Annotated in this window: 15 protein-coding genes; 3 read left to right on the plus strand and 12 right to left on the minus strand. The window is 74.4% G+C overall.

What is annotated here, in order from left to right; genetic code table 11:
- Positions 1 to 74 precede the first annotated feature (74 nt).
- Entirely contained in the window at positions 75 to 1394 is a 1320-nt protein-coding gene (locus ACVUH9_RS08735; protein ID WP_475755945.1) for a helix-turn-helix domain-containing protein, read from the plus strand.
- A gap of 27 nt (positions 1395 to 1421) precedes the next feature.
- On the opposite strand, the gene ACVUH9_RS08740 is transcribed toward ACVUH9_RS08735, so the two are convergent.
- The 6 genes from ACVUH9_RS08740 to ACVUH9_RS08765 all read right to left on the minus strand — a co-directional run bounded on the left by ACVUH9_RS08740 (position 1422) and on the right by ACVUH9_RS08765 (position 9453).
- Positions 1422 to 2585: an NAD(P)/FAD-dependent oxidoreductase gene (locus ACVUH9_RS08740; RefSeq protein WP_475755947.1), complete on the minus strand. Its 1164-nt coding sequence runs from the start codon at positions 2583 to 2585 to the stop codon at positions 1422 to 1424.
- Complete coding sequence (locus ACVUH9_RS08745) at positions 2582 to 3436, minus strand: electron transfer flavoprotein subunit alpha/FixB family protein (RefSeq protein ID WP_475755949.1); 855 nt, start codon at positions 3434 to 3436, stop codon at positions 2582 to 2584. The genes ACVUH9_RS08740 and ACVUH9_RS08745 overlap by 4 nt, the downstream gene beginning before the upstream one ends.
- The gene (locus tag ACVUH9_RS08750; protein ID WP_475755951.1) at positions 3433 to 4224 is read right to left on the minus strand and encodes a hypothetical protein; all 792 of its coding nucleotides are present in this window, start codon (positions 4222 to 4224) and stop codon (positions 3433 to 3435) included. Before ACVUH9_RS08750 ends, ACVUH9_RS08745 begins: the two co-directional genes overlap by 4 nt.
- A 122-nt stretch (positions 4225 to 4346) precedes the next feature.
- Positions 4347 to 5513: a diaminopropionate ammonia-lyase gene (locus ACVUH9_RS08755; protein ID WP_475755953.1), complete on the minus strand. Its 1167-nt coding sequence runs from the start codon at positions 5511 to 5513 to the stop codon at positions 4347 to 4349.
- A gap of 198 nt (positions 5514 to 5711) precedes the next feature.
- Complete coding sequence (locus ACVUH9_RS08760) at positions 5712 to 7079, minus strand: NAD-dependent succinate-semialdehyde dehydrogenase (RefSeq protein ID WP_475755954.1); 1368 nt, start codon at positions 7077 to 7079, stop codon at positions 5712 to 5714.
- A 160-nt stretch (positions 7080 to 7239) separates the two neighbouring features.
- Positions 7240 to 9453 (minus strand): RecQ family ATP-dependent DNA helicase, encoded by a 2214-nt coding sequence (locus tag ACVUH9_RS08765; RefSeq protein ID WP_475755956.1) that lies wholly within the window; start codon positions 9451 to 9453, stop codon positions 7240 to 7242.
- 343 nt (positions 9454 to 9796) lie between these two features.
- Between ACVUH9_RS08765 and ACVUH9_RS08770 the strand changes: the two genes are divergently transcribed.
- Positions 9797 to 12475 (plus strand): Ig-like domain-containing protein, encoded by a 2679-nt coding sequence (locus ACVUH9_RS08770; protein ID WP_475755958.1) that lies wholly within the window; start codon positions 9797 to 9799, stop codon positions 12473 to 12475.
- Between the two features lie 113 nt (positions 12476 to 12588).
- Here ACVUH9_RS08770 and ACVUH9_RS08775 read toward each other — a convergent pair whose 3' ends face one another.
- Entirely contained in the window at positions 12589 to 13854 is a 1266-nt protein-coding gene (locus ACVUH9_RS08775) for a molybdopterin molybdotransferase MoeA (protein WP_475755960.1), read from the minus strand.
- Complete coding sequence (gene moaA, locus ACVUH9_RS08780) at positions 13851 to 14828, minus strand: GTP 3',8-cyclase MoaA (protein WP_475756117.1); 978 nt, start codon at positions 14826 to 14828, stop codon at positions 13851 to 13853. The genes ACVUH9_RS08775 and moaA overlap by 4 nt, the downstream gene beginning before the upstream one ends.
- Positions 14829 to 14867: 39 nt before the next feature.
- Between moaA and ACVUH9_RS08785 the strand changes: the two genes are divergently transcribed.
- Positions 14868 to 15458, plus strand: coding sequence for a nucleotidyltransferase family protein (locus ACVUH9_RS08785; protein WP_475755962.1), 591 nt, complete (start codon positions 14868 to 14870; stop codon positions 15456 to 15458).
- 16 nt (positions 15459 to 15474) lie between these two features.
- On the opposite strand, the gene ACVUH9_RS08790 is transcribed toward ACVUH9_RS08785, so the two are convergent.
- The 4 genes from ACVUH9_RS08790 to ACVUH9_RS08805 form a co-directional block, all read right to left on the minus strand.
- Positions 15475 to 15720: a hypothetical protein gene (locus ACVUH9_RS08790; RefSeq protein WP_475755964.1), complete on the minus strand. Its 246-nt coding sequence runs from the start codon at positions 15718 to 15720 to the stop codon at positions 15475 to 15477.
- Positions 15721 to 15798: 78 nt separating this feature from the next.
- Positions 15799 to 16524, minus strand: a complete 726-nt coding sequence (locus ACVUH9_RS08795) for an HAD family hydrolase (protein WP_475755966.1) — start codon at positions 16522 to 16524, stop codon at positions 15799 to 15801.
- Positions 16525 to 16555: 31 nt separating this feature from the next.
- Positions 16556 to 18139 (minus strand): purine-cytosine permease family protein, encoded by a 1584-nt coding sequence (locus tag ACVUH9_RS08800; RefSeq protein ID WP_475755968.1) that lies wholly within the window; start codon positions 18137 to 18139, stop codon positions 16556 to 16558.
- A gap of 47 nt (positions 18140 to 18186) precedes the next feature.
- Positions 18187 to 19419, minus strand: coding sequence for an amidohydrolase family protein (locus tag ACVUH9_RS08805; RefSeq protein ID WP_475755970.1), 1233 nt, complete (start codon positions 19417 to 19419; stop codon positions 18187 to 18189).
- Between the last annotated feature and the right edge of the window lie 74 nt (positions 19420 to 19493).

Consider the following 19493-nt stretch of genomic DNA (forward strand, 5'->3'; position numbering starts at 1 on the left):
GTACTACGTCTGATGCATCGATGGCCTCCGCGACGCATCACCTGATGGACCCTCGCGGGGCTTAGACTTCCGGCATGCACGCGCAGGAGAGCACCGTGGCGCAGCCCGCCTTCGGCCACGCCGCCGAGCTGGCGCTCGCCCGGGACGGGCCGGCCCTCGGCACCCGCCTGCAGGAGATCGCCGACGAGGCCGCGCAGGAGCTGCAGCGGCAGGTCGCGATCGACGACCGCCAGATGCGACTGCTGGCGCACACCGAGCACGACGCCGCCGTCGACGGCGTGCGGCTCGCGTCGATCCTCAAGCAGGAGCTGCCCGCCGCCCTCTTCACCTGGCTCGATGCGCACCACGTCGCGAGCGCCCGCCATCCCGTCCGGCTGCCGCCGAACCCGGACCCGGAGCTGGAGATGGACGCGCGCGTCTGCGCGCCGATCCGCTACGGCGACCACCTGCTCGGCTACCTCTGGCTGACTGACCGCGACGAGAGCCTCGCCGACGCGGCCCTGGAACGGATGGAGCGGTTCGCGGCCGAGGCCGGCGTCGCCATGTACCGCGAGCTGCTGCTGCGCGACCTCGACCGCAGCCGCGAGCGGGAGCTGATCCGCGACATCCTCTCCGACAGCGACGACGTCCGCGCCCACGCCGCCCAGCAGCTGGTCGAGCTGGAGATCGTCGAGCGCGACGGCCCGGCGGTCGTGCTGGTCGCGTCGACCGCGGAGACGGCCGGCGGCGAGCCGCTGCGGACCGCGCTCGACGTGGCACTCAACCGCGTGCGCCGGCAGCTCGCGCCCCGCAACGCACTGCATCTGCTGCGGCCCGACCACGCGCTGATGGTCGTCTCCTTCAGCGAGCCCAGCGTCCGCCGCCACGGCATCGCCGCGCTCGCCGGCCAGGTCCGCGACGAGGTCGCGGCCAGCCTCGAGGCCCCGGCCGGGGCGGTCCGCGTCGCGATCGGCAGCCGCGTCGACGGGCTCGCGCACACCCGCGAGTCGTACGAGCAGGCGCTGCGAGCCGCGAAGGTCGCAGTGCTCGTCGGCGGCCGCTTCGGCGACGTCGTCTCGTGGGAGGACCTCGGCATCTACCGGCTGCTGGCCGAGCTGCCGCTCGACGCGATGAGCACGCGGGTGATCCACCCCGGGCTGCGCGAGCTGCTGGCGCGCCCGCAGACGCACTTCCTCGTCCACACGCTCGAGGCGTACCTCGACCGGGCCGGCGACGCGCAGGTGACCGCCGCCGCCCTGTTCGTCCACCGCACGACGCTCTACCACCGGCTGCGCCGGGTGGAGGAGATCGGCGGCTTCAGCCTCGCCGACGGCGAGGAGCGCCTGGAGCTCCACCTCGGGCTCAAGGTCGCGCGGCTGCAGGGCTTCAACTGGTCCGACGTGGAGGCACCCTGAGGCCGCAGGCGCCTCCACCCGCCCGGCTCAGCCGAGGATCCGCGCGTCCCCGAAGCCGGCCTCGAGCGTCGCCCCGGTCGCGAACCGCTCCGGCGTGAACTGGTCGAGCCCGACGTCGTGGCCGCTGCCGGTCACGAGCCCCGCGATCTCGCGGCCGAGCGCCGGCGCGAGCTTGAAGCCGTGGCCGCTGGTGCCGGCGGTGACGAAGATCCCGTCGCCGACCGCGCCGATCACCGGCTGCCAATCCGGGCTGACGTCGTAGAGGCTGCTCCAGCCGCCGGCCGGCTCGGTCGCCTCCAGCCCCGGGACGCGAGCGATCGCCGACTCCGCGATCGCCATCGCCTCCTCGCCGCCGACGTCCTCCTGGTAGTCGTCGGGGTCGACCTGCTCCTCCGCCAGCAGGCTGCCGAGCCCGTACTGCTGCGGCCCTTCCGGCTTGAGGTAGTAGCCGCCGCGGACGTCGCCGAGCACGTACGGGATCTGCGGCACGTCGCCCCAGCTGAAGGTCGCCACGAAGTGCCGCTCGACGATCAGCGGCAGCGAGACCCCGACCTGCGCCAGCAGCGGCGACGTCCACGGGCCGGCGGCGATCAGCAGCCGCTCGACCTCGATGCTCCCGCCGTCCGCGGTCCGCAGCACGGCGCCGCCCTGCGGGCGCTCCGCGATCTGCGCGACCGCCGTGCGCTGGAGCAGCTCGACCCCGTGGCGTCGTGCGTCCTCCACCAGCGCCCGGGTCGTCCCGACCGGGTCGGCGTGACCGGCTCCGGCCTCCCAGACCGCCCGCTCACCCTCGCCGACGACCAACCAGGGGTGCTCGTCGGCGAGCCGGTCGGCGCCGACCTCGGAGACGTCGATCCCGAGCGTCCGCAGGTGGGCGACGAGCGCGTCGAGCGGCGCGCCGCCGTCCTCCGCCCGGTGCAGGTAGAGCATCCCGGTGCGGACGAAGCCGGCGTCACCGCCGCCGGTCAGGTCGTCGAAGTGCCCGAACGACTCGATGCTCTCGTGCGCGATCCGGGCCAGGAACGGATTCGTGTAGCCGGAGCGGCAGACGGCGCTCGAGGCGCCGGTCGGGCCGGACGCCGGCGTCTCGCGCTCGATCAGCACGGTCCGCACCCCGGCGCGGCCGAGGTGGTGCGCGACGCTCGCGCCGTAGATCCCGGCGCCGATGACGCCAACCTCGTAGCTGCTCATGCAGGACTCTCCCCTAGGTCTTCGAGTTGTGAAAGAAGCGCTTGTGCGACGGTCACCGCGTCGCCTTCGACGACGACGTCAGCGAGCGCGCAGAGGTCGGCGTGGCGGTCGCGATTGACGGCGATCACCGTGTCGCTGTCGCGCATGCCGACGCGGTGCTGAACGGCCCCGGAGACCCCGAAGCCGAGGTACAGCCGGGGCGCGACGGCGACGCCGGTCTGCCCGATCTGGCGGTCGAACGGCAGCCAGCCGAGGTCGACGACGGCGCGCGTCGCGCCGAGCGCCGCGCCCAGCGCGTCCGCCAACCGGCGGAACAGCTCCACGTGCTGCGGCCCGCCGATCCCCCGGCCGACGCAGACGACGATCGCGGCACCGGCGAGCGGCAACGGTCCCTCGCCGGCGGGTCCGGCGGCGAGCGGCGCGGCTCCGGCGCGGGTCAGCAGCACCAGCGGGCCGCCGGCGTGCGCGATCCGCTCGACGAGCCGTCCCTCGCCGCCGTTGACGAGCCGGCGCACGACCAGCCCGCCGGGTTCTGGAGCCACCGACTCGACCGACCAGACGACCCGCGCGCCGGCCGCGACCGCCAGCCAGCCGGCGAGGTCGCGGGCCGACTGCGAGCCGTCGAGCAGCACCACGCTGTCGGGCCGCAGGGCCTCGGCGACGAGCGGCGCGACCCGCTCGATCGGCCAGCCGAGCGCCGGCAGCACGGTCACGTCGGCGTCCGGCGTCGACGGCGGCAGCACGGCGAGCAGCGGCGCGGCGGCCTCGCGATCGGCGGCGATCGCGACGTAGGCGGTGGTCAACGGCGCGACCACGGGCACGGACGACGGGGCGGAGGAGTCGGCGCTCATCGCCGGCCTCCGGCCTGGTCTCCGGTGGCGGCGCCGGCCGCGGCCAGCAGCTCGTGGACGCCCTCGTCCCCGGCCACGACGCGCGACGCGCGCGGCCGCGGCGGCACAGCCTCGACGGCGACGACGCCGGCGCTCCAGCGGCCGGGGCGCCCGTCGAGCAGCTCGTCGGCGGCGACTTCCGCGACCTCGGCCCGGCGGGCCGCGATCACCGCGGACAGGCGCGGGTTGCGCGGCACGATCGCGCCCTCGCCGAACGAGACGACCGCGGGCAGCGCGACCGCGACCTGCTGGGTGCCGTCGCCGGTCGCGCAGCAGGCGTCGAGCGCGTCGTCGCCGACGGCCAGCTCGCGGGCCCGGCTGACCAGCGGCCAGCCGAGCGCGGCGGCGACCGCGCCGGGCACGACGCCGCCGGAGCCGTCGTAGCTCTCGGAGCCGAGCGCGACGAGCGTGGCGTCCGTGCGGCGGGCCGCGGCCGCCAGCAGCAGGGCGACGGTCGCGACGTCGAGATCGAGGTCGCGCACAGGGCCGGGGTCGATCCGGAGCAGCTCGGAGCAGCCGCGCGAGCGGGCCGCCCGCAGGGCGACCAGCGCGGGCGCCGCGCCGATCGAGACGGCCGTGACGCCGCTGACGGCACCGGACTCCAGCGCGCTCGCCGCCCACTCGACCGACAGCTCGTCGATCGGGTCGAGCCGGTGCTCGGAGGGCGACTCGAGCCGGCCGTCGGCGGCGATCCGCACGAGCGGAGCGCCGAGCGCGGCGGGCTTCACGGGGACGAGGACACGGGGCACCCGGCAACCGTAGGTCAGCCCCAACGGCCGATCGTGCTTCGCCTGCTCGATCCTCGGCGGGCACGATTCGTCACCTGTTGCGCCGCTCCCGGCGGGCGATCGGCGCGGACGGTGGGCGGCGGTCAGCGGCCGACGGGCGGCGCGGCCGACTCCTGAGCGTCGGGCCCGACGACCGTGCGGTAGCGGCCCGGGTCGGTCGCGCCCTCGGTGCCGAACAGCAGCGCACGGGTCGTGAGACCGAGGCCGAGCGCCCCGCGCAGGGACTCGCTCGCGGTCGCGGCCCGCAGACCGGAGAGCCCCGCGGCCCCGCTCTCGCCGGCGACGACGCCGCTGCGGGCGAGGTCGCGCATCGCCTCGTGGACGTCGTCGTCGCCGACGGTGACGACCGCGTCGAGACCGTCGCGCAGCAGCGGCCAGGCGACCGGCGACGGCGTGCCGCAGTTGAGCCCGTCCATCGACGAGCGGTGCGGACCCGGGACGGTGGTCAGCCCGCCAGCCTCGAGCGAGGCCAGCACGCAGGCGGCATCGTGCGGCTCGACGCCGAGGATCCGCGCCGGGCGCGCACGGTCGGCGCGCTTGTAGTGGGCGACCGCGGCGGCCGCGAAGGCCCCGACCCCCATCTGCACGACCACGACGTCGGGTCCGCCGTCGCCGCGCGCGGCGAGCTGCTCGTCGGCCTCCTCGAAGATCGTCTGGTAGCCGTCGAGGACCCAGCCCGGGATCTGCTCGTAGCCCGGCCACGAGGTGTCGGAGATCACCAGCGTCCGCTCGTCGGCGGTCGCCGCGGCGGTCCGCACCGCCTCGTCGTAGTCGACCGGCAGCACGACGACCTCGGCGCCCTCGCTCTCGATCGCTCGGGCGCGGGCCGGTGCGACCGCGTCGGGCACGAAGATCCGCGCCTCCAGTCCCAGCCGCCGCGCAAGGGCGGCGACGGCCCGGCCGTGGTTGCCGTCGGTCGCGCAGGTCAGCGTCAGCGACGAGCCGGCGACCGCATCGCGCAGCTGCTCGAAGGTCTCGGCGCGCTCGACCCCGGGGCGCAGACGCAACGCCCGTGCGAGCGCCCACGAGGCCCCGAGGATCTTGAACGACGGCAGCCCCAGCCGGGCCGACTCGTCCTTGAGATCGACGGCGCCGAGGCCGAGCTCCGCCGCGAGCGCGTCGGCGGCGACGAGCCGGCTCGGGCCGTAGTCCGGCATCGAGGCGTGGAAGCGGCGGGCGTCGCCGCCCCTCGAGGAGGCGGTCGCCGGGGACAGCGCGGGTCGCGCCTGCGGGTTGACGAACGCGACCATCAGCCGCGTGGGGTGGCGTCGCGGGATCCTGTGGGCATCCCGCGAGGCTAGGCTGCGGGATGCCCAGCGACGGGCTCGTCCTGTTGCGTCCTCGGGGCCGCCGCTTCGACGGATGATGCGGCGTGGACCGGCACGACCGGACCGGCGGCCCCAGCCTCGCCGCGGGGCGAGGCGGAAGCGCGCCGGTCGGTCCCAGCCTCAGCCCGCGACGCGGATGAGCTTCTTGTTCACGAACTCGTCGGCGCCGAACCGGCCGAGCTCGCGGCCGAAGCCGGAGCCCTTGACGCCGCCGAACGGCAGCTCGGCGCCCTCGGCGCCGACGGCATTGATGAAGACCATGCCGGCCTCGATCTGGTCCGCGACGCGCAGGGCCTGATCGCGGTCCGTCGTGAAGACGTAGGACCCGAGGCCGAACTGTGTGTCGTTGGCGAGCGTCACCGCCTCGTCCTCCGACGCGACCCGGTAGACCGAGGCGACCGGGCCGAAGAACTCCTCCTTGTAGGCGTCGTTGTCCGGCGTGATCTCGGTCAGGACGGCCGTGTCGAAGAAGTTGCCGTCGCGTCCGCCGCCGGCCACGAGCTTCGCGCCCTGCTCCACCGCCCGCCTGACCTGGTCCGCGAGGTTGTCCGCGGCCTTCGCCGAGGAGAGCGGCCCGAGCGCCGTGTCGGCGTCGGCCGGGTTGCCCGGCTCGATCTTCGCCAGCGCGGCGGTGAACTTCTCGAGGAACGGCTGGTAGAGGTCGTCGACCACGATGAAGCGCTTGGCCGCGTTGCAGGCCTGTCCGCCGTTCTCGAGGCGCCCGCCGACGGCCGACTCGACGACCGCGTCGAGGTCGTCGGCGGCCAGCAGGATGAACGGATCCGAGCCGCCGAGCTCGAGCACGACCTTCTTCAGGTTGCGGCCCGCGATCTCGGCCACGGCGGCGCCGGCGCGGGCGGAGCCGGTCAGCGACACGCCCTGCACGCGGGGGTCGGCGATGACCGTCGCGATCTGGTCGTTGGTCGCGTAGACGTTGATGTACGCGCCTGCGGGCAGACCGGCGTCGTGGAAGATCTGCTCGATCGCCGCGGCGGACTCCGGGCACTGCGGCGCGTGCTTGAGCAGGACCGTGTTGCCCAGCAGCAGGTTCGGGCCGGCGAAGCGCGCCACCTGGTAGTAGGGGTAGTTCCACGGCATGATCCCCAGCAGGACGCCGAGCGACGAGCGGCGGATGAACGCCGAGCCCTCGCCGTCGAGCAGCTCGATCGGCTCGTCGGCGAGCAGGGCGTCGGCACGGTCGGCGTAGTACTCGTAGATCGCGGCGCTGAAGTCGACCTCGCCGACGGCCTGCTCGATCGGCTTGCCCATCTCGCGGCCGATGATCTCGCCCAGCTCCTGGCGGCGCTCGGCGTGGAGCTCGCCGACGCGGCGGATCACGGCGGCCCGCTTCTCGACGGGCTCCTTGCTCCACCCCCGGTGGGCGGCGTGCGCGCGGCCGATCGCCGCGTCCAGCTGCTCGTCGCTGATGGTCGGATACGTCTTGATCGTCTCACCCGTGGACGGGTCGACCACTGCGTACTCGGTCATGGGATTCTCCCTGGTCCTGGATCACTCGGCCGCGGGCGCGGCGGATCCCCTGAAGCACCGTCTCGGGAGGCCCCGAGACGGGCTCTTCGAACAGCCTAGCCCCCGCCCGCCCCCCTGGTTCGGGTTTCCACGAAGCGGATCCGCGTCGCCGGAGTCCCGCTCAGCCCCGCAACAGCTCGAGCAGCGCGTCGCCGTGCTTCTCGAGGAACGAGTTGCCGATGCCCTTGATCGCAAGCAGCTCGTCGGGAGTCGTCGGCTGCCGGCGGATGACCTCGCGCAGCGTCGCGTCGGTCGCGACCGTGTAGGCCGGCTTGCCGTCCGCGCGTTCCCGGCGCCACGCCTTCAGGGGCGCCATCTCGTCGTCGCTGACCGGCCGGCCCTCCTCGTCCGCGGGCGCGCTCTTGGAACGAGCCGCCTTGACCTGGATCGGCGGCAGCCAGTCGACGGGGTCGTGGACGTCGCAGCAGCGGCCGAGCGGGGCACCCTCTTCCGGGTCCCCGAAGTGGTCGAGCAGCTGGCGACGGCGGCAGACGTGGTTGTCGCCGGAGGCGTACTTCTCGATCGAGCGGTAGGCCTGCCAGCGGCGATCGGTCGCCGCGCGGCACATCTGGGCGATCCGCCCGTGGTCGACGTCGCCCGGCAGCACCCGGACCCGCAGGCGTCCGCCGGCGCCCGGCTCCAGCGCGATCGCGCCGGCCCGCTCGGCGACGGCGAGCGCGATCCGGTCGCGATCCTGCCCGGCGTCCGCCTCGACCTCGCCGTCCGGTCCCGCCTGGGCCCGCAGCCGCCCGACGAGCGCGCCGACCTGCTCGACCGTCACCTCGGCCTCCTGGATGAAGCGGACCAGCCGCCCGAGGTCCGACCGCGACGCGAGCAGCACCGCCCGCGCGAGCGCACCGTCGCGGCCGCCGCGGCCGGCCTCCTGGTAGTAGGCCTCCAGCGAGGCCGGCAGCGCCCAGTGCCAGACCGAGCGGACGTCAGCCTTGTCGACGCCCATCCCGAACGCGTTGGTCGCCACCACGACCTCGGCCTCTCCACGCATGAACGCGTCCTGCCGGCTCGCGCGGACGTCCGCGGACATTCCGGCGTGGTACCCGACGGCGGTCACGCCCGCCGCCACCAACAGGTCGGTGACCTCCTCGGTGCTCTTGCGGGTCCCGCAGTAGACGACCGCGGGGCGATTGGCCGGGTCCGCGACCCCCGCGACGAGCGTCGCGCGCTTGCGGGCGACGGAGCCCTGGCCGTCGAACGGCAGCACGTCGAAGGAGAGGTTCGGCCGGTCGAAGCCGGAGCGCACCCGGGTGGCGTCACGCAGCGCCAGCCGCCCGACGATCTCCTCGGCGACCTTCGGCGTCGCCGTCGCCGTGCAGGCCATCACGGGCGGGTGCCCGAGTTCGGCGATCACCGACGACAGCCGCAGGTAGTCGGGCCGGAAGTCGTGGCCCCACTCGCTGACGCAGTGCGCCTCGTCGACGACGAACAGCGCGATCGCGCGGTTCCGCAGCGCCGCGCGGAAGACCCCCGACGCGAACCGCTCGGGAGCCGCGAAGCAGACCTTCGCCGTGCCGTCCCGGATCTCGTCCAGCGCCCGGCGGTTGGCCTCGCCGTCACCGCCCGAGGCGAGCATCACCGCCGGATGGCCGAGGTCGGTCAGGCGCGCGCACTGGTCGCGCATCAGGGCGATCAGCGGCGAGACCACCACCGTCAGGTCCTCGCCGGCCAGCGCGGGCAGCTGGTAGCAGAGGCTCTTGCCGCCGCCGGTCGGCATCACGACCAGCGAGTCGCGGCCGTCGAGCGCGGCCTGGACCGCCTCGCGCTGGCCGGGGCGGAACGACTCCAGGCCGAGCAGGTGCAGCAGCGACTCGGGCGTGACGTCGCCGAGCGGCCGGCGCTCGGGCGCGGGGCCCGGCGGGGCGCCGCTCGGCGCGGGGCGATCGGCGCCGCGAGACGCCTCCGTGGCCCAGCCGTCGGCGGGCGCGGACCAGGCGCCCGGGTCGCCACCGTCGGCGTCCTCCTCCGCGCCCTCGATCGACGCCAGGTAGGCGAGGTACCCGTCGTCGTCGGACGGACTCGCGGGTGCGGGCGGCGCGGCGGGGTCGGCGGGAAGATCGACCGGAGCGGCGGGAACGACCGGCGCCGCGGAGGTGGCCGGCGCCGGCGACCCGGCCGGCGGCAGGTCGAAGAGCGACGGACGCGCCGCAGCCTCCGCGGCCGCCACGCGATCCGCGGCGAGCTTCGCCAGCGGCGTCAGCGCGGCGCGCTCCTCGGCGTCCAGGGCCTTCCATCCCGCCCGCACCGCATCGAGCTCCGCCGCGGCGCCGGGGGCAGCGGGATCGGCGAGGACGGCGGCGATCCGGATCAGCGCGTCGTGCACCCCTGGAACGTAGCCGGCTCGAGGCCTCGGCCGGTCCCTCGCGGGCGGCTTCGTGCCCGGGTCCTCGCCGACGATCGGCGCCCGCTACCCGGCGGATCCGGGTCTGCGACCGTCGAGACGGCAGATCCGCAGCGGCCCGAACCGCCCCTCAGGCCCCGGATGCCGGGCCGGCGTCAGACCGTGACGGAGCATGACCGCAGCGAGCGCCGCCCCCGCCCCTGGCGCTCCAGAAATGGCATGCGCCGTCCAGTCTAGATTTGCACTCCAGGTTTCTGGAACACCAGCCGGTACAGCCAGAACGCACGTGCGTGAGCGCTGTACGCCCCCGCCAGGAGAGAACCCGATGTCCAGGACCACCGCCGCCCGCGTCGCGCTGCTCGCGCTGGCATGTGTCACCAGCAGTCCATCCACGGCCTCCGCCGCCACGGTCACGGTTCAGCCGTCGCCAGCCGAGGCCCGCAGCTTCGCCACCACCAACGGCGGCTGGACCAGCGCCGTCGACTACAACGGGCTCGTCTGCATCCCGGGCGTCACCTGCCCGGCCGCGACGCCCAGCTACCAGACGACCAACGGCGCGGGCGGGGCCGGCGACGGCTACCTCCGCAACAGCTTCGGGACGCTGCTCGGCGTGCTGTCGACCACGACGATCGCCTGGAGCTCGCCGTCGTTCGTCGCCCCCGCGGCGACCACCTCGGCCAACCTGAGCGTGAAGCTCCGGCCCCAGATCGCGAGCCTGCTGGCGATCGGCAGCGTCAAGCTGACCGCGTCGCTGGTCGACGTCGCCGACGGAGCGCAGACGACCACGCTCCCCGACGTCCCACTGACGATGCCGTCAGCCTCGTTCGGCACGATCAACCTGACCGTCCCGCCGAGCGCCGTCGTCGCCGGTCGCAGCTACCGGGTCCGCCTCGCGGTCTCGCTGACCACCGCCGTCTCGGCGGTCACCAGCGGCACCGTCGACGTCGACGACGTCGCCCTCACGCTGACCGACGCCGTCCCGCCCAGCGGGCTGACCGCGACCGTCCCGCCCAGCGGCCCGGCGCGCGTCACCGGGAGCGCCAACGCGGAGGGTCAGAGCACCGACGTGACCGTCGACTACGGCCTCACGACCGCCTACGGCTCGACGACGACCCCCGTCACGCTCGCCGGCGCCACGAGCGGCAGCCAGCCGTTCTCGATCCCGCTGGCCGGCCTGACCCCGGGAGCGACCTACCACTACCGCGTCAACGCGACCAACGCCGACGGCACCGTCCGGACCACGGACGCGACCTTCGTCGCCCCGTCGGCCCCGAGCACCGCCGTCCCGACGGTCTCCGGCGCGGCGACCGCGGCGACCCGAACCGTCACCTTCACCCGTGCGGCGGACGTGACCGCCGCGGTCGTCGAGCTGCTCGACGGCGACGACACCCTGATCGACAGCTTCCCCGACAGCGACGGCGACGGCTCCGTCAGCGTCACCCTGCCTGCCGACGGCAACTACGCGGTTCGCGTGGTGCGGACCAACGACGCGGGGCTCAGCTCGACCAGCGCCGGCGTCCCGCTGGCGCTCGACCGCACCGGACCCGACGTCTCGGGCCTCGACCTGACGGTCACGCCGGCGAGCTCCTCCGACGACGAACGCTCGGTCTCCTTCACCCGCCCGGCCGACGCGGCGACCGCCACCGCGCAGGTGATCGACGTGAGCGACCTGCCCGTCGGCCTGCCGGTCACGGTCACCGGCGGCACGGCGACCGTCACGCTCGGCGCCGCCGACGGCGCCTACCGCGTCCGCCTGACCCTGGCCGACCCGAGCGGCAACACGTCGCAGGCCACCAGCACTGCCGTCACGCTCGACACCGCTGCCCCCGACGCCGGCCCCGCACCGACCGTCACCGGCGCCGGGAACGACCGCGATCGCAGCGTCACGTTCACGCGGGCGCCCGACGCGACCACGGTCGTCGTCGAGCTGCTCGACGGCAGCGGCGTGATCGGCACGTTCCCGGTCGCCAGCGGCGTGACCACCACGATCAGCCTGCCCAACACGGACGGCAGCTACGGCGTGCGCGTCAAGCAGACCGACGCCGCCGGCAACAGCGCAACGTCGCCCGCGACGGCGATCGTGCTCGACCGCGTCGCGCCCGACGCCGGGCCGGCGCCGACCGCCAGCGGCGAACCCGACGATCTGGTCGTCACGTTCGTGCGGGCCCCGGACGCGGTCAGCGCGACGATCGAGGTTCGCGACGCCGGCGGCACGCTCGTGGTCTCGGTCCCGGTGCCCAGCGCCAACAGCGCTACTGTGCGCCTGCCGGCCGCCGTGGGCGAGTACACGATCCGGGTCGTCCAGGTCGATGCCTCCGGCAACAGCAGCGCGAGCCCCGACCTGGCCGTCGAGCGGGCAGCCGCCGCGAAACCGGTCGGCAACCCGCCGGTCGCCGATCCGCCGAAGCCTCACGTCGCCGATCCGCCCAAGCCGCGGGCGATCGACGAGCCGGCGCGCTGCAGCAAGCCCTCGCTCGTCCTGACCAAGGTGGCCTTGCGCAACGGCCGGGTGCAGGTCAGCGGCTGGACCGCCGCCGGCGCCGGCACGAAGGTCGAGATCGTCGACCGCTCCCAGAAGCGGGTCGGCACGGCGACCACCGGCGCCTCCGGCCGCTTCACGGCCGTCGTCCCTGCACCCCGCTCGGCGACGCAGCGCAAGGCGCTCGGCTACCACGCTGTGGTCGGCGGCAAGCGCTCGATCGGCCTGAAGCTGCGCGCCGCCAACGCGCTGATCAGCGTCGTCCGCTCGGGTACGACGGTCACGCTCCGCGGCCGGGTCGACCTGCGGCGCGTCGGGGCGATCAAGGCCGTCGACGCGATCGGCGGCACCGGTGACTGCCCGGGCACGACCACCGGCTTCAAGCCGCTGGGCGCACCGACGATCGACCGCCGCACCGGCCGCTACACGCTGCGGGTCAAGGCCGCGGAGGGCGGGAGCCTGATCGTGCGCACCCGCGTCACGGGCGCCCGGACCCGCGCCCGCAGCGGCTACCTCGTGCGGTAGCCCACCAGAACGGCTGGCGTCACGTCGCGCACGTGACGCCAGCCGCCGCCGGGGCGCCCAACCTCCGCGGTCCGACGCCCCGGCCTCCTGCGGCCGTCGCCGTGGCGGGGGACCTACCCCGCCGCGGCGAGCCCCTCCAGCAGGACCACCTCGACCAGCGCTCCCGCCGGCAGCTCGTGCTCCGGGGGGACGATCGCCAGCGCGTCGGCCTCCCCGAGCGACCCGAGCAGATGCGAGGCCTGGCCGTCGAGGATCGTGACCGCGAGCGTGCCCTCAGCGGTCGTCGCGACCGTCGCGCGGCGGGCCGCGGTGCGCCCCGGCAGTCCGGTCGTAGCCGCCGTCAGCCGGGCCCGGACCGGCGTCCGAGCGGGCCGCTGGAGCGCGGCGTCGAGCGCGGCCCGGACCAGCAGCGTCGCCGTCACGAAGACCGACGCCGGGTTGCCCGGGAGGCCGAAGACCGGCCGGGCGCCGCGGCCCGCGTCGTCGGCGGGCAAGCTCCCCAACCAGGTCGGCTTGCCGGGCTGAAGCGCGATCCGGAACAGCTCCTGGCGGGCCCCGAGCTGTTCGAGCGCCGGCCGGACGTGGTCGTGGGGGCCCATCGAGAGCCCGCCGCCGATCACCACCAGATCACCGGTTGCCGCCGCGATCGCCTCACGCGTGGCGTCGCGATCGTCGGGCAGGCCGATCGTCTCGGCGAGCTCGCCGCCCCACGCGCGCACCAACGCGGGGACCACGACGCCGTTGACGTCGTGGACCGCCCCGGGCGGCAGCTCGGCGTCCGGCCCGGCGCCGCGGACGACCTCGTCACCGGTCATCAGGACCGAGACCCGCGGTCGCCGCCGGACGAGCACGTGGGTGTAGCCCGCGCCGGCCAGCGGCGCCAGTTGGCCTGGCCCGATCCGACGGCCGGCGGCCACGATCGGCGCGCCGACGGCGAGGTCGGTGCCGGCGGCGCGGACGAACGCCCCGGCGGCGACCGCCGCGGAGAGCCGCACGCGACCGTCGTGCTCGGTGGTCTGCTCGTAGGGCACGATCGCGTCGGCCCCGTCCGGCACCACCGCACCGGTCGCGATCCGGATCGCCTGACCGGGGGCTACGGCGCGCTCGGCCGGAACCCCCGCCCGCGACTCGGCCACGATCGGGAGCACGACCGGCTGGTCGGCGGTGGCCCCGGCCAGGTCGGCCGCGCGAACCGCGAAGCCGTCCATCGCCGAGCTGGCGAAGCCGGGCAGCGCCCGGCGAGCGAGCACGTCCTCGGCGACCGTCCGGCCGATCGCCTCGAGCAGCGGCAGCCGTTCCGGCGGCAGCGCGATCGTCGCGCCGAGCCGGCGAGCCGCCGCGACCGCCTCGTCGAGCGGCGTCAGGACCGGCACGCTCATCCGCCGATCGCGCTCATCGGGCGCTCCGGCGGCCGGAACCCCGGCTTGTGCATCTCGTGGCCCCACTGCTTGTCCCCGACCGCACGCCGGATCATCGCCACCAGCTCCGCGTCGCTCGCGCCGGAACGGATCGCCCCGCGCAGATCGGTCTCGTCGTGCGAGAAGAGGCAGGTCCGCAGCTGCCCGTCAGCCGTCAACCGGATCCGGTCGCAGTCGCCGCAGAACGACTCCGAGACCGAGCTGATGAAGCCGACCTCACCACCGCCGTCGCGGAACCGGAAGACCTGCGCCGTCGACGACGGCACCCGCGGCAGCACGTCGACCGCCCACCGCGCACCGATGATCGCCCGCAGCTCCTCACCCGTCAGCACGTCGGTCGGGGTCCAATTGCCCTCGGCGTCGAGCGGCATCACCTCGATGAACCGCAACTGCAGCTCCTGTTCCCGCGCGAAGGCGACCAGATCGACCGCCTCGTGCTCGGTGATCCCCCGCAACGCGACCGCGTTGAGCTTGACCTCCACCCGGTCCCGGTACGGACGCAACGCCGCCAGCCCCCGCAGGACCTTCGGCAGCACGTCACGACGGGTCAGCTCCGCGAACCGCTGACGGTGGACCGTGTCGATCGAGACGTTGACCCGCCGGAGCCCGGCGGCGACGAGCGCCTCCGCGTGGCGATCCAGCTGCACGCCGTTGGTCGTCATCGAGATCTCCTCGATCTGCGGCACCGCATCGATCCGCGCGACCAGCTCGGCCAGACGCGGACGCGCGAGCGGCTCGCCGCCGGTCACGCGGACGGTCCGGACCCCGAGCCCGGCGAGGACCTCGACCAGCCGGATCGTCTCGTCGTCGCTCAACCGCTGGTCCTTCGGCAGCCACGCGAGCCCGCTCTCCGGCATGCAGTAGGTGCAGCGCAGGTTGCAGACGTCGGTCACCGACACCCGCAGATCGCGGATGACCCGCCCGAAGCCGTCCATCAGCGGCGCCTCCGGGGCCACGGTCGTAGGATCGGCGCGATGCCCGCCGCTCCGCCTCCCGTCGTGTGCCTGGTGCTCGCCGCGGGCGAGGGGCGCCGCTACGGTGGGCCGAAGCAGCTCGCCGAGCTCGCCGGCCGGCCGCTGCTGGAGCACGTCGTCGCCGCCGGACGCGCTGCCGACGGCGTCGACGCGCTGATCGTCGTGCTCGGTGCGCGGGCGGACGTCGTCGCCGCGGGCGCCGGACTCGAGGGCGTCGAGGTCGTCCGCTGCCCGGACTGGCAGGAGGGGATGAGCGCCTCGTTGCGGACCGGCCTGCGGACGGCCCGCGCCCGCGGGGCCGAGACCGTCGTCGTCCTGCTCGCCGACCAACCCGGCGTCCGTCCCGCCGCGATCGAACGCGCGCTGGCCACCGACGGAGCGCTCGTTCGTGGCGTCTACGGCGGCCGACCCGGGCACCCCGTCGTGCTCCGCGGGACCGCGATCGACCGGATCGCTGCCGGTTCCGACGAGCAGCGCCGAACCCTGATGCGGGGGGCGATCAGCGTCGAGCTCGGCGACCTCGGCGGTGGCGACGACGTCGACCGGCCCGAGGACCTGGCCCGGCTCCGGCGGACCCACGAACAGGACTGACGACTGCTTCCCGCGGTTACCCATGGTCGCCGGTCCGGGTCAGCCGGCGCTCGCACCAGCGGAGGGTCCCGGCGCCGATCGCGTTGACGAGGAACGACGCTCCGCCCGTGATCTCGGTCATCCGCAGATCGTCGCAGGCCCGCTCGCAGGCCTCGCGCCGCCCGGTCACGGCCGCCCGCCAGCGGTCGCGGTCCACGGGTGGCAGCCGGCCACCCGGTTCGGTCTGGCGGTGGGCTCCGCCGGGGTCTGTCACGCGGATCATCAGCGTTCCTCTCGGCGCGGGTTCGGCGCTCGACGGGGGTCGGAGGGACACAGCTCGCTGCTGGTCAGCGGCGCCACGCTAGCACCGCCCTGTGGGTGTCGGGAAAGGAATTCGCGGCGGCTCCGGCCGTCCCAGCGAGGAGCGGACGGTCGCCGCCAGCTCGTCGGGTCGCTCGACGACCACGTGGGCACCGGCCGCGCGGAGCTCGGCCGGCGTGCCGTAGCCCCACGCGACCCCGACGGCGACGGCACCGTGGTCGCGGGCCGCGCGCATGTCGCTCCCGCGGTCGCCGATCATCGCCGCCGTCTCGGGAAGGCCGAGGCCCGCGAGCGCACGCCCGAGCGTCTCGCTCTTGGTCTCGTGCTCGGCGCCCGCCCCCGGCCCCTCGACGACCGCGAACGCCGGGCGCAGGCCGAGCCGCTCGACCAGCGGCTCGGCGAACCGCAGCGGCTTCGTCGTCGCGATCCCCAGCGGCATCTCGGCCCCCAGCTCGCGGACCGCCTCGGCGATCCCCGCGAAGGCGCGGGTGTCCTCCAGCGACGACGTCCGATACAGCTCCCGGTAGTCCGCGATGCAGGCGGCGATCGCCTGCTCGTCGCCGTCGTCACCGAGCAGCGTTCGGAAGACCTCGTGGAGCGGCGGCCCGATCAGGGCCGCACGCTCCGAGGCCGGGTGCGGCGGACGCCCTCGTCGGACCAGCGCGTGGTCGACGCAGCGTCCGACGGCGAGCGCCGAGTCGGCGATCACCCCGTCGAAGTCGAACACCACGGCCCGCTGAGGCCGCTGCCGTCCGTCGCTGTCCATCGCCGCACCGTCGCGCATCCGCCGCTCTCCGTCAATCGCCGCGCTGCTCGAGCGCGGGCTCGTGGGTCGGGGGTGTCGGGACCGACGCGTTCGTAGCCGCGACCACGCCCGGCGCCACTCCGGCACCAACCGTCGCCGGTCCGGCCACACTGCCCGCCGGGACATCGCCGTCGACCACCGGGGCGGCGTCCGTGACCGGTACGCGCGCCCCGCGATCGAGCAGCCCGAGCCGGAAGAACGCGTAGTAGAGCGTTCCGGCCGTGCCCGCGCCGAGGATCCACGAGATGTCGAGGCCGTCGAGCGCGCGGGCGATCGGCCCCTGCAGCGGCCCGATCATCCCGTAGAGGCCGCACCAGGCCATCACCAGACCGGCGGCGAACGCGACCATCGCGTACCAGTTGACGTCCTGCCACCAGTGCTCCGAGCGGTCGACGTAGAGCCCGTCGATGTCGATCTCCTGCCGCTTCACGACGTAGAAGTGGATGAACATGATCGCCGCCCAGGCGCTGCCCCAGGCGACCAGCCCGGAGAGCCAGTTGTTGACCTGGGTCGCCAGGTCGTCGGCCCAGATCAGGTAGACCGCGAAGAGGCTGCCGACCACGCCGATCCCGAACGCGAGCACGCTGCGCCGGACCCGCAGGTCGAGCGAGAGCGCCGACATCGTCGTCGAGTAGATGTTGATGATGTTGGTCGCGATCGGCCCGTGCAGGACCAGCAGCAGGACCGGGATCGTCAGCGCTCCGGCGTTGTTGACGATCAGGACCGACGGGTCGGCGCTGTCGCCGCTGGTCGCCAGCGCGGCGCCGAGCGCCCCGAGCCAGAGGACGGGCACGAACTGGCCCGCGGCCGCCGCCAGGAACAGCCGACGGCGCGGCACGCTCCGGGGCACGAACCGCGAGTAGTCGGAGGCATAGGCCAGCCAGGTGATCCCCCAGCCGATCCCGATCGCCGTCATCAGCCACGACATCGCGGTCAGCCGCTCATGGCCGGAGACGGTGCCCGCCGCCCCGATGTCGACCGTCGAGCTGGTCGCCGCGACGACCGTCATCGCGAGCACGACCAGCAGGGTCGGCGGCACCGTCCAGCGCTCGAACACGCGGATCGCGCGGAAGCCGATCGCGGCCAGCGAGACCTGGCCGAGCATGATGATCACGACCAGCGCGACCTTCATGCCGGCGCCGGTCGAGAGCCCGACCTTCTCCAGCAGGCTGGAGCTGATGTCGAGCACGATCCAGGTGTTGAAGCCGACCCAGCCGGCGGCGATCACGCCCTGCAGCAACGCGGGCAGGTACGCCCCGCGGCGCCCGAAGGCGCTCCGCGAGAGGACCATCTGCGTCACCCCGGTCCGCTGCCCCATCAGCACGAAGAAGCCGAAGACCGTGACGCCGATGGCGTTGCCCACGGCCAGGACCAGGACGGTGTCCCAGAAGCCCAGCCCGAGCACGATCCCGAGCGCACCGAGGATCCAGTTGAGCGGGGCGATGTTCGCTCCCGCCCAGATCCAGAACTGACTCAGTGCCGTCGAGTCCCGTTGTTGCTCGGGTACCGGGGCGATGCTGTGTTGCGGCTCATCTGCCGCTTCCGCGCCGAGCGCGGAGTCCCTGGCCGTAGCCATATCTCTCTCTCCTCTTCCCCTGCATGGCGAGCCGCTCGCCCCGGCCGTCAGGCCGGAACGTCGGCCCAGATCCCACCGTCGCGTCCGCCCACGACCCGGCCGCCGCGGATGCTGCGGCGGCGGCCCGGCTCGTTGCGGAGCACGTCGACGATCGAGCGCTCGGCCAGGACCACGAGGTCGGCCGGCTGCCCCTCGGCGATCCGCGGCCGCGGACGGCCGAGGACCTCGAAGCCCCGCACGTTCGTCATCTCGAACCCGGCCCGGACCTCGTCGTCGGTCCGCAGACCGCCGGACAGGCAGGTCAGGAACGCGGTCTCGACCGGGTCCATGCGGTTGAACCGGTACCAGATGTCGAACATGTTGTCCGAGCCCGCCGCGACCGGAACGCCGGCGTCGAGCAGCTCCGCGATCCGCGACGAACCGCGGTTGACGGGCGTCCGGCCCGGTCCGCCGAGCATCTGGAGGTTCGCGACCGGCAGGACGGTGACCCGGATCCCGGCGGCGGCGACCTTCTCGATCACGCGCCGCGCCTCGTCGTCGGGATAGACCGCCAGCGCGCAGCAGTGGTCGGCGTTGACCCGGCCCTGGAAGCCCCGCTCGAGCGTGAGGTCGGCGAGCATCTCCAGCGTCTTCAGCTGCGGGTCGTCCATGTAGTCGATGTGGAGGTCGACCGGCCGGTCGAACTGCTCGGCCAGGTCGAAGACCGTCTCGATGTGCTGCCGCTGGTCGGCCTCCGACGCCTCGAACTCGGGCAGGCCACCGACGACCTCGGCGCCCATCCCGAGCGCCTCGACGAGCAGGTCGCGGGTCGGCGGGTCGCAGACGATCCCCTCCTGGGGGAAGGCGACCACCTCGACCTCGATCAGCCCGGCGAACCGCTCCCGCGCCCGCAGGACCCCTTCGAGCGAGACCAGGCCGGTGAACGAGTCGACGTCGACCTGCGCCCGCAGCAGCCCGGTGCCGTGGGCGACCGCCCGGCGCAGCGTCGCCGACGCCCGGGCCTCGACGTCCTCGACGGTGAAGGCGGTCTTGACCTCCCGAGCCCGATCGAAGGCCTCCTGGGCGCTCGTCGCCCCGAGCAGTCCGCGCGACAGCGTCTTGTCGAGGTGGAAGTGCGGGTCGACGAACGGCGGCACGACCAGACCGCCCTCGGCGTCGAGCCGCTCGTGGCCGGCGGGATCGATCGACGGCGCGACCTGCGCGATCGCGCCGTCCGCCAGCAGGATGTCCACCGGCCGGGGATCGTCGACCGTCGTGCAGTTCGTAAGAAGCAATGTCATGTTCGCTGACCGAATCCTTAGTTCCGCATCAGAATAGAATCACCGCTCAGCGTACGTCAAGTCGAATAGGCGTT

The sequence above is a fragment of the Patulibacter ginsengiterrae genome (assembly GCF_056269115.1).

Excerpts from the sequence above, each read along its gene's own strand:
- ACVUH9_RS08735 (WP_475755945.1), top strand. The coding sequence starts at position 75 with ATGCACGCGCAGGAGAGCACCGTGGCGCAGCCCGCCTTCGGCCACGCC.
- ACVUH9_RS08740 (WP_475755947.1), bottom strand. The coding sequence starts at position 2,585 with ATGAGCAGCTACGAGGTTGGCGTCATCGGCGCCGGGATCTACGGCGCG.
- ACVUH9_RS08745 (WP_475755949.1), bottom strand. The coding sequence starts at position 3,436 with ATGAGCGCCGACTCCTCCGCCCCGTCGTCCGTGCCCGTGGTCGCGCCG.
- ACVUH9_RS08755 (WP_475755953.1), bottom strand. The coding sequence starts at position 5,513 with ATGGTCGCGTTCGTCAACCCGCAGGCGCGACCCGCGCTGTCCCCGGCG.
- ACVUH9_RS08760 (WP_475755954.1), bottom strand. The coding sequence starts at position 7,079 with ATGACCGAGTACGCAGTGGTCGACCCGTCCACGGGTGAGACGATCAAG.
- ACVUH9_RS08770 (WP_475755958.1), top strand. The coding sequence starts at position 9,797 with ATGTCCAGGACCACCGCCGCCCGCGTCGCGCTGCTCGCGCTGGCATGT.
- ACVUH9_RS08775 (WP_475755960.1), bottom strand. The coding sequence starts at position 13,854 with ATGAGCGTGCCGGTCCTGACGCCGCTCGACGAGGCGGTCGCGGCGGCT.
- moaA (WP_475756117.1), bottom strand. The coding sequence starts at position 14,828 with ATGGACGGCTTCGGGCGGGTCATCCGCGATCTGCGGGTGTCGGTGACC.
- ACVUH9_RS08785 (WP_475755962.1), top strand. The coding sequence starts at position 14,868 with ATGCCCGCCGCTCCGCCTCCCGTCGTGTGCCTGGTGCTCGCCGCGGGC.
- ACVUH9_RS08790 (WP_475755964.1), bottom strand. The coding sequence starts at position 15,720 with ATGATCCGCGTGACAGACCCCGGCGGAGCCCACCGCCAGACCGAACCG.
- ACVUH9_RS08795 (WP_475755966.1), bottom strand. The coding sequence starts at position 16,524 with ATGGACAGCGACGGACGGCAGCGGCCTCAGCGGGCCGTGGTGTTCGAC.
- ACVUH9_RS08800 (WP_475755968.1), bottom strand. The coding sequence starts at position 18,139 with ATGGCTACGGCCAGGGACTCCGCGCTCGGCGCGGAAGCGGCAGATGAG.
- ACVUH9_RS08805 (WP_475755970.1), bottom strand. The coding sequence starts at position 19,419 with ATGACATTGCTTCTTACGAACTGCACGACGGTCGACGATCCCCGGCCG.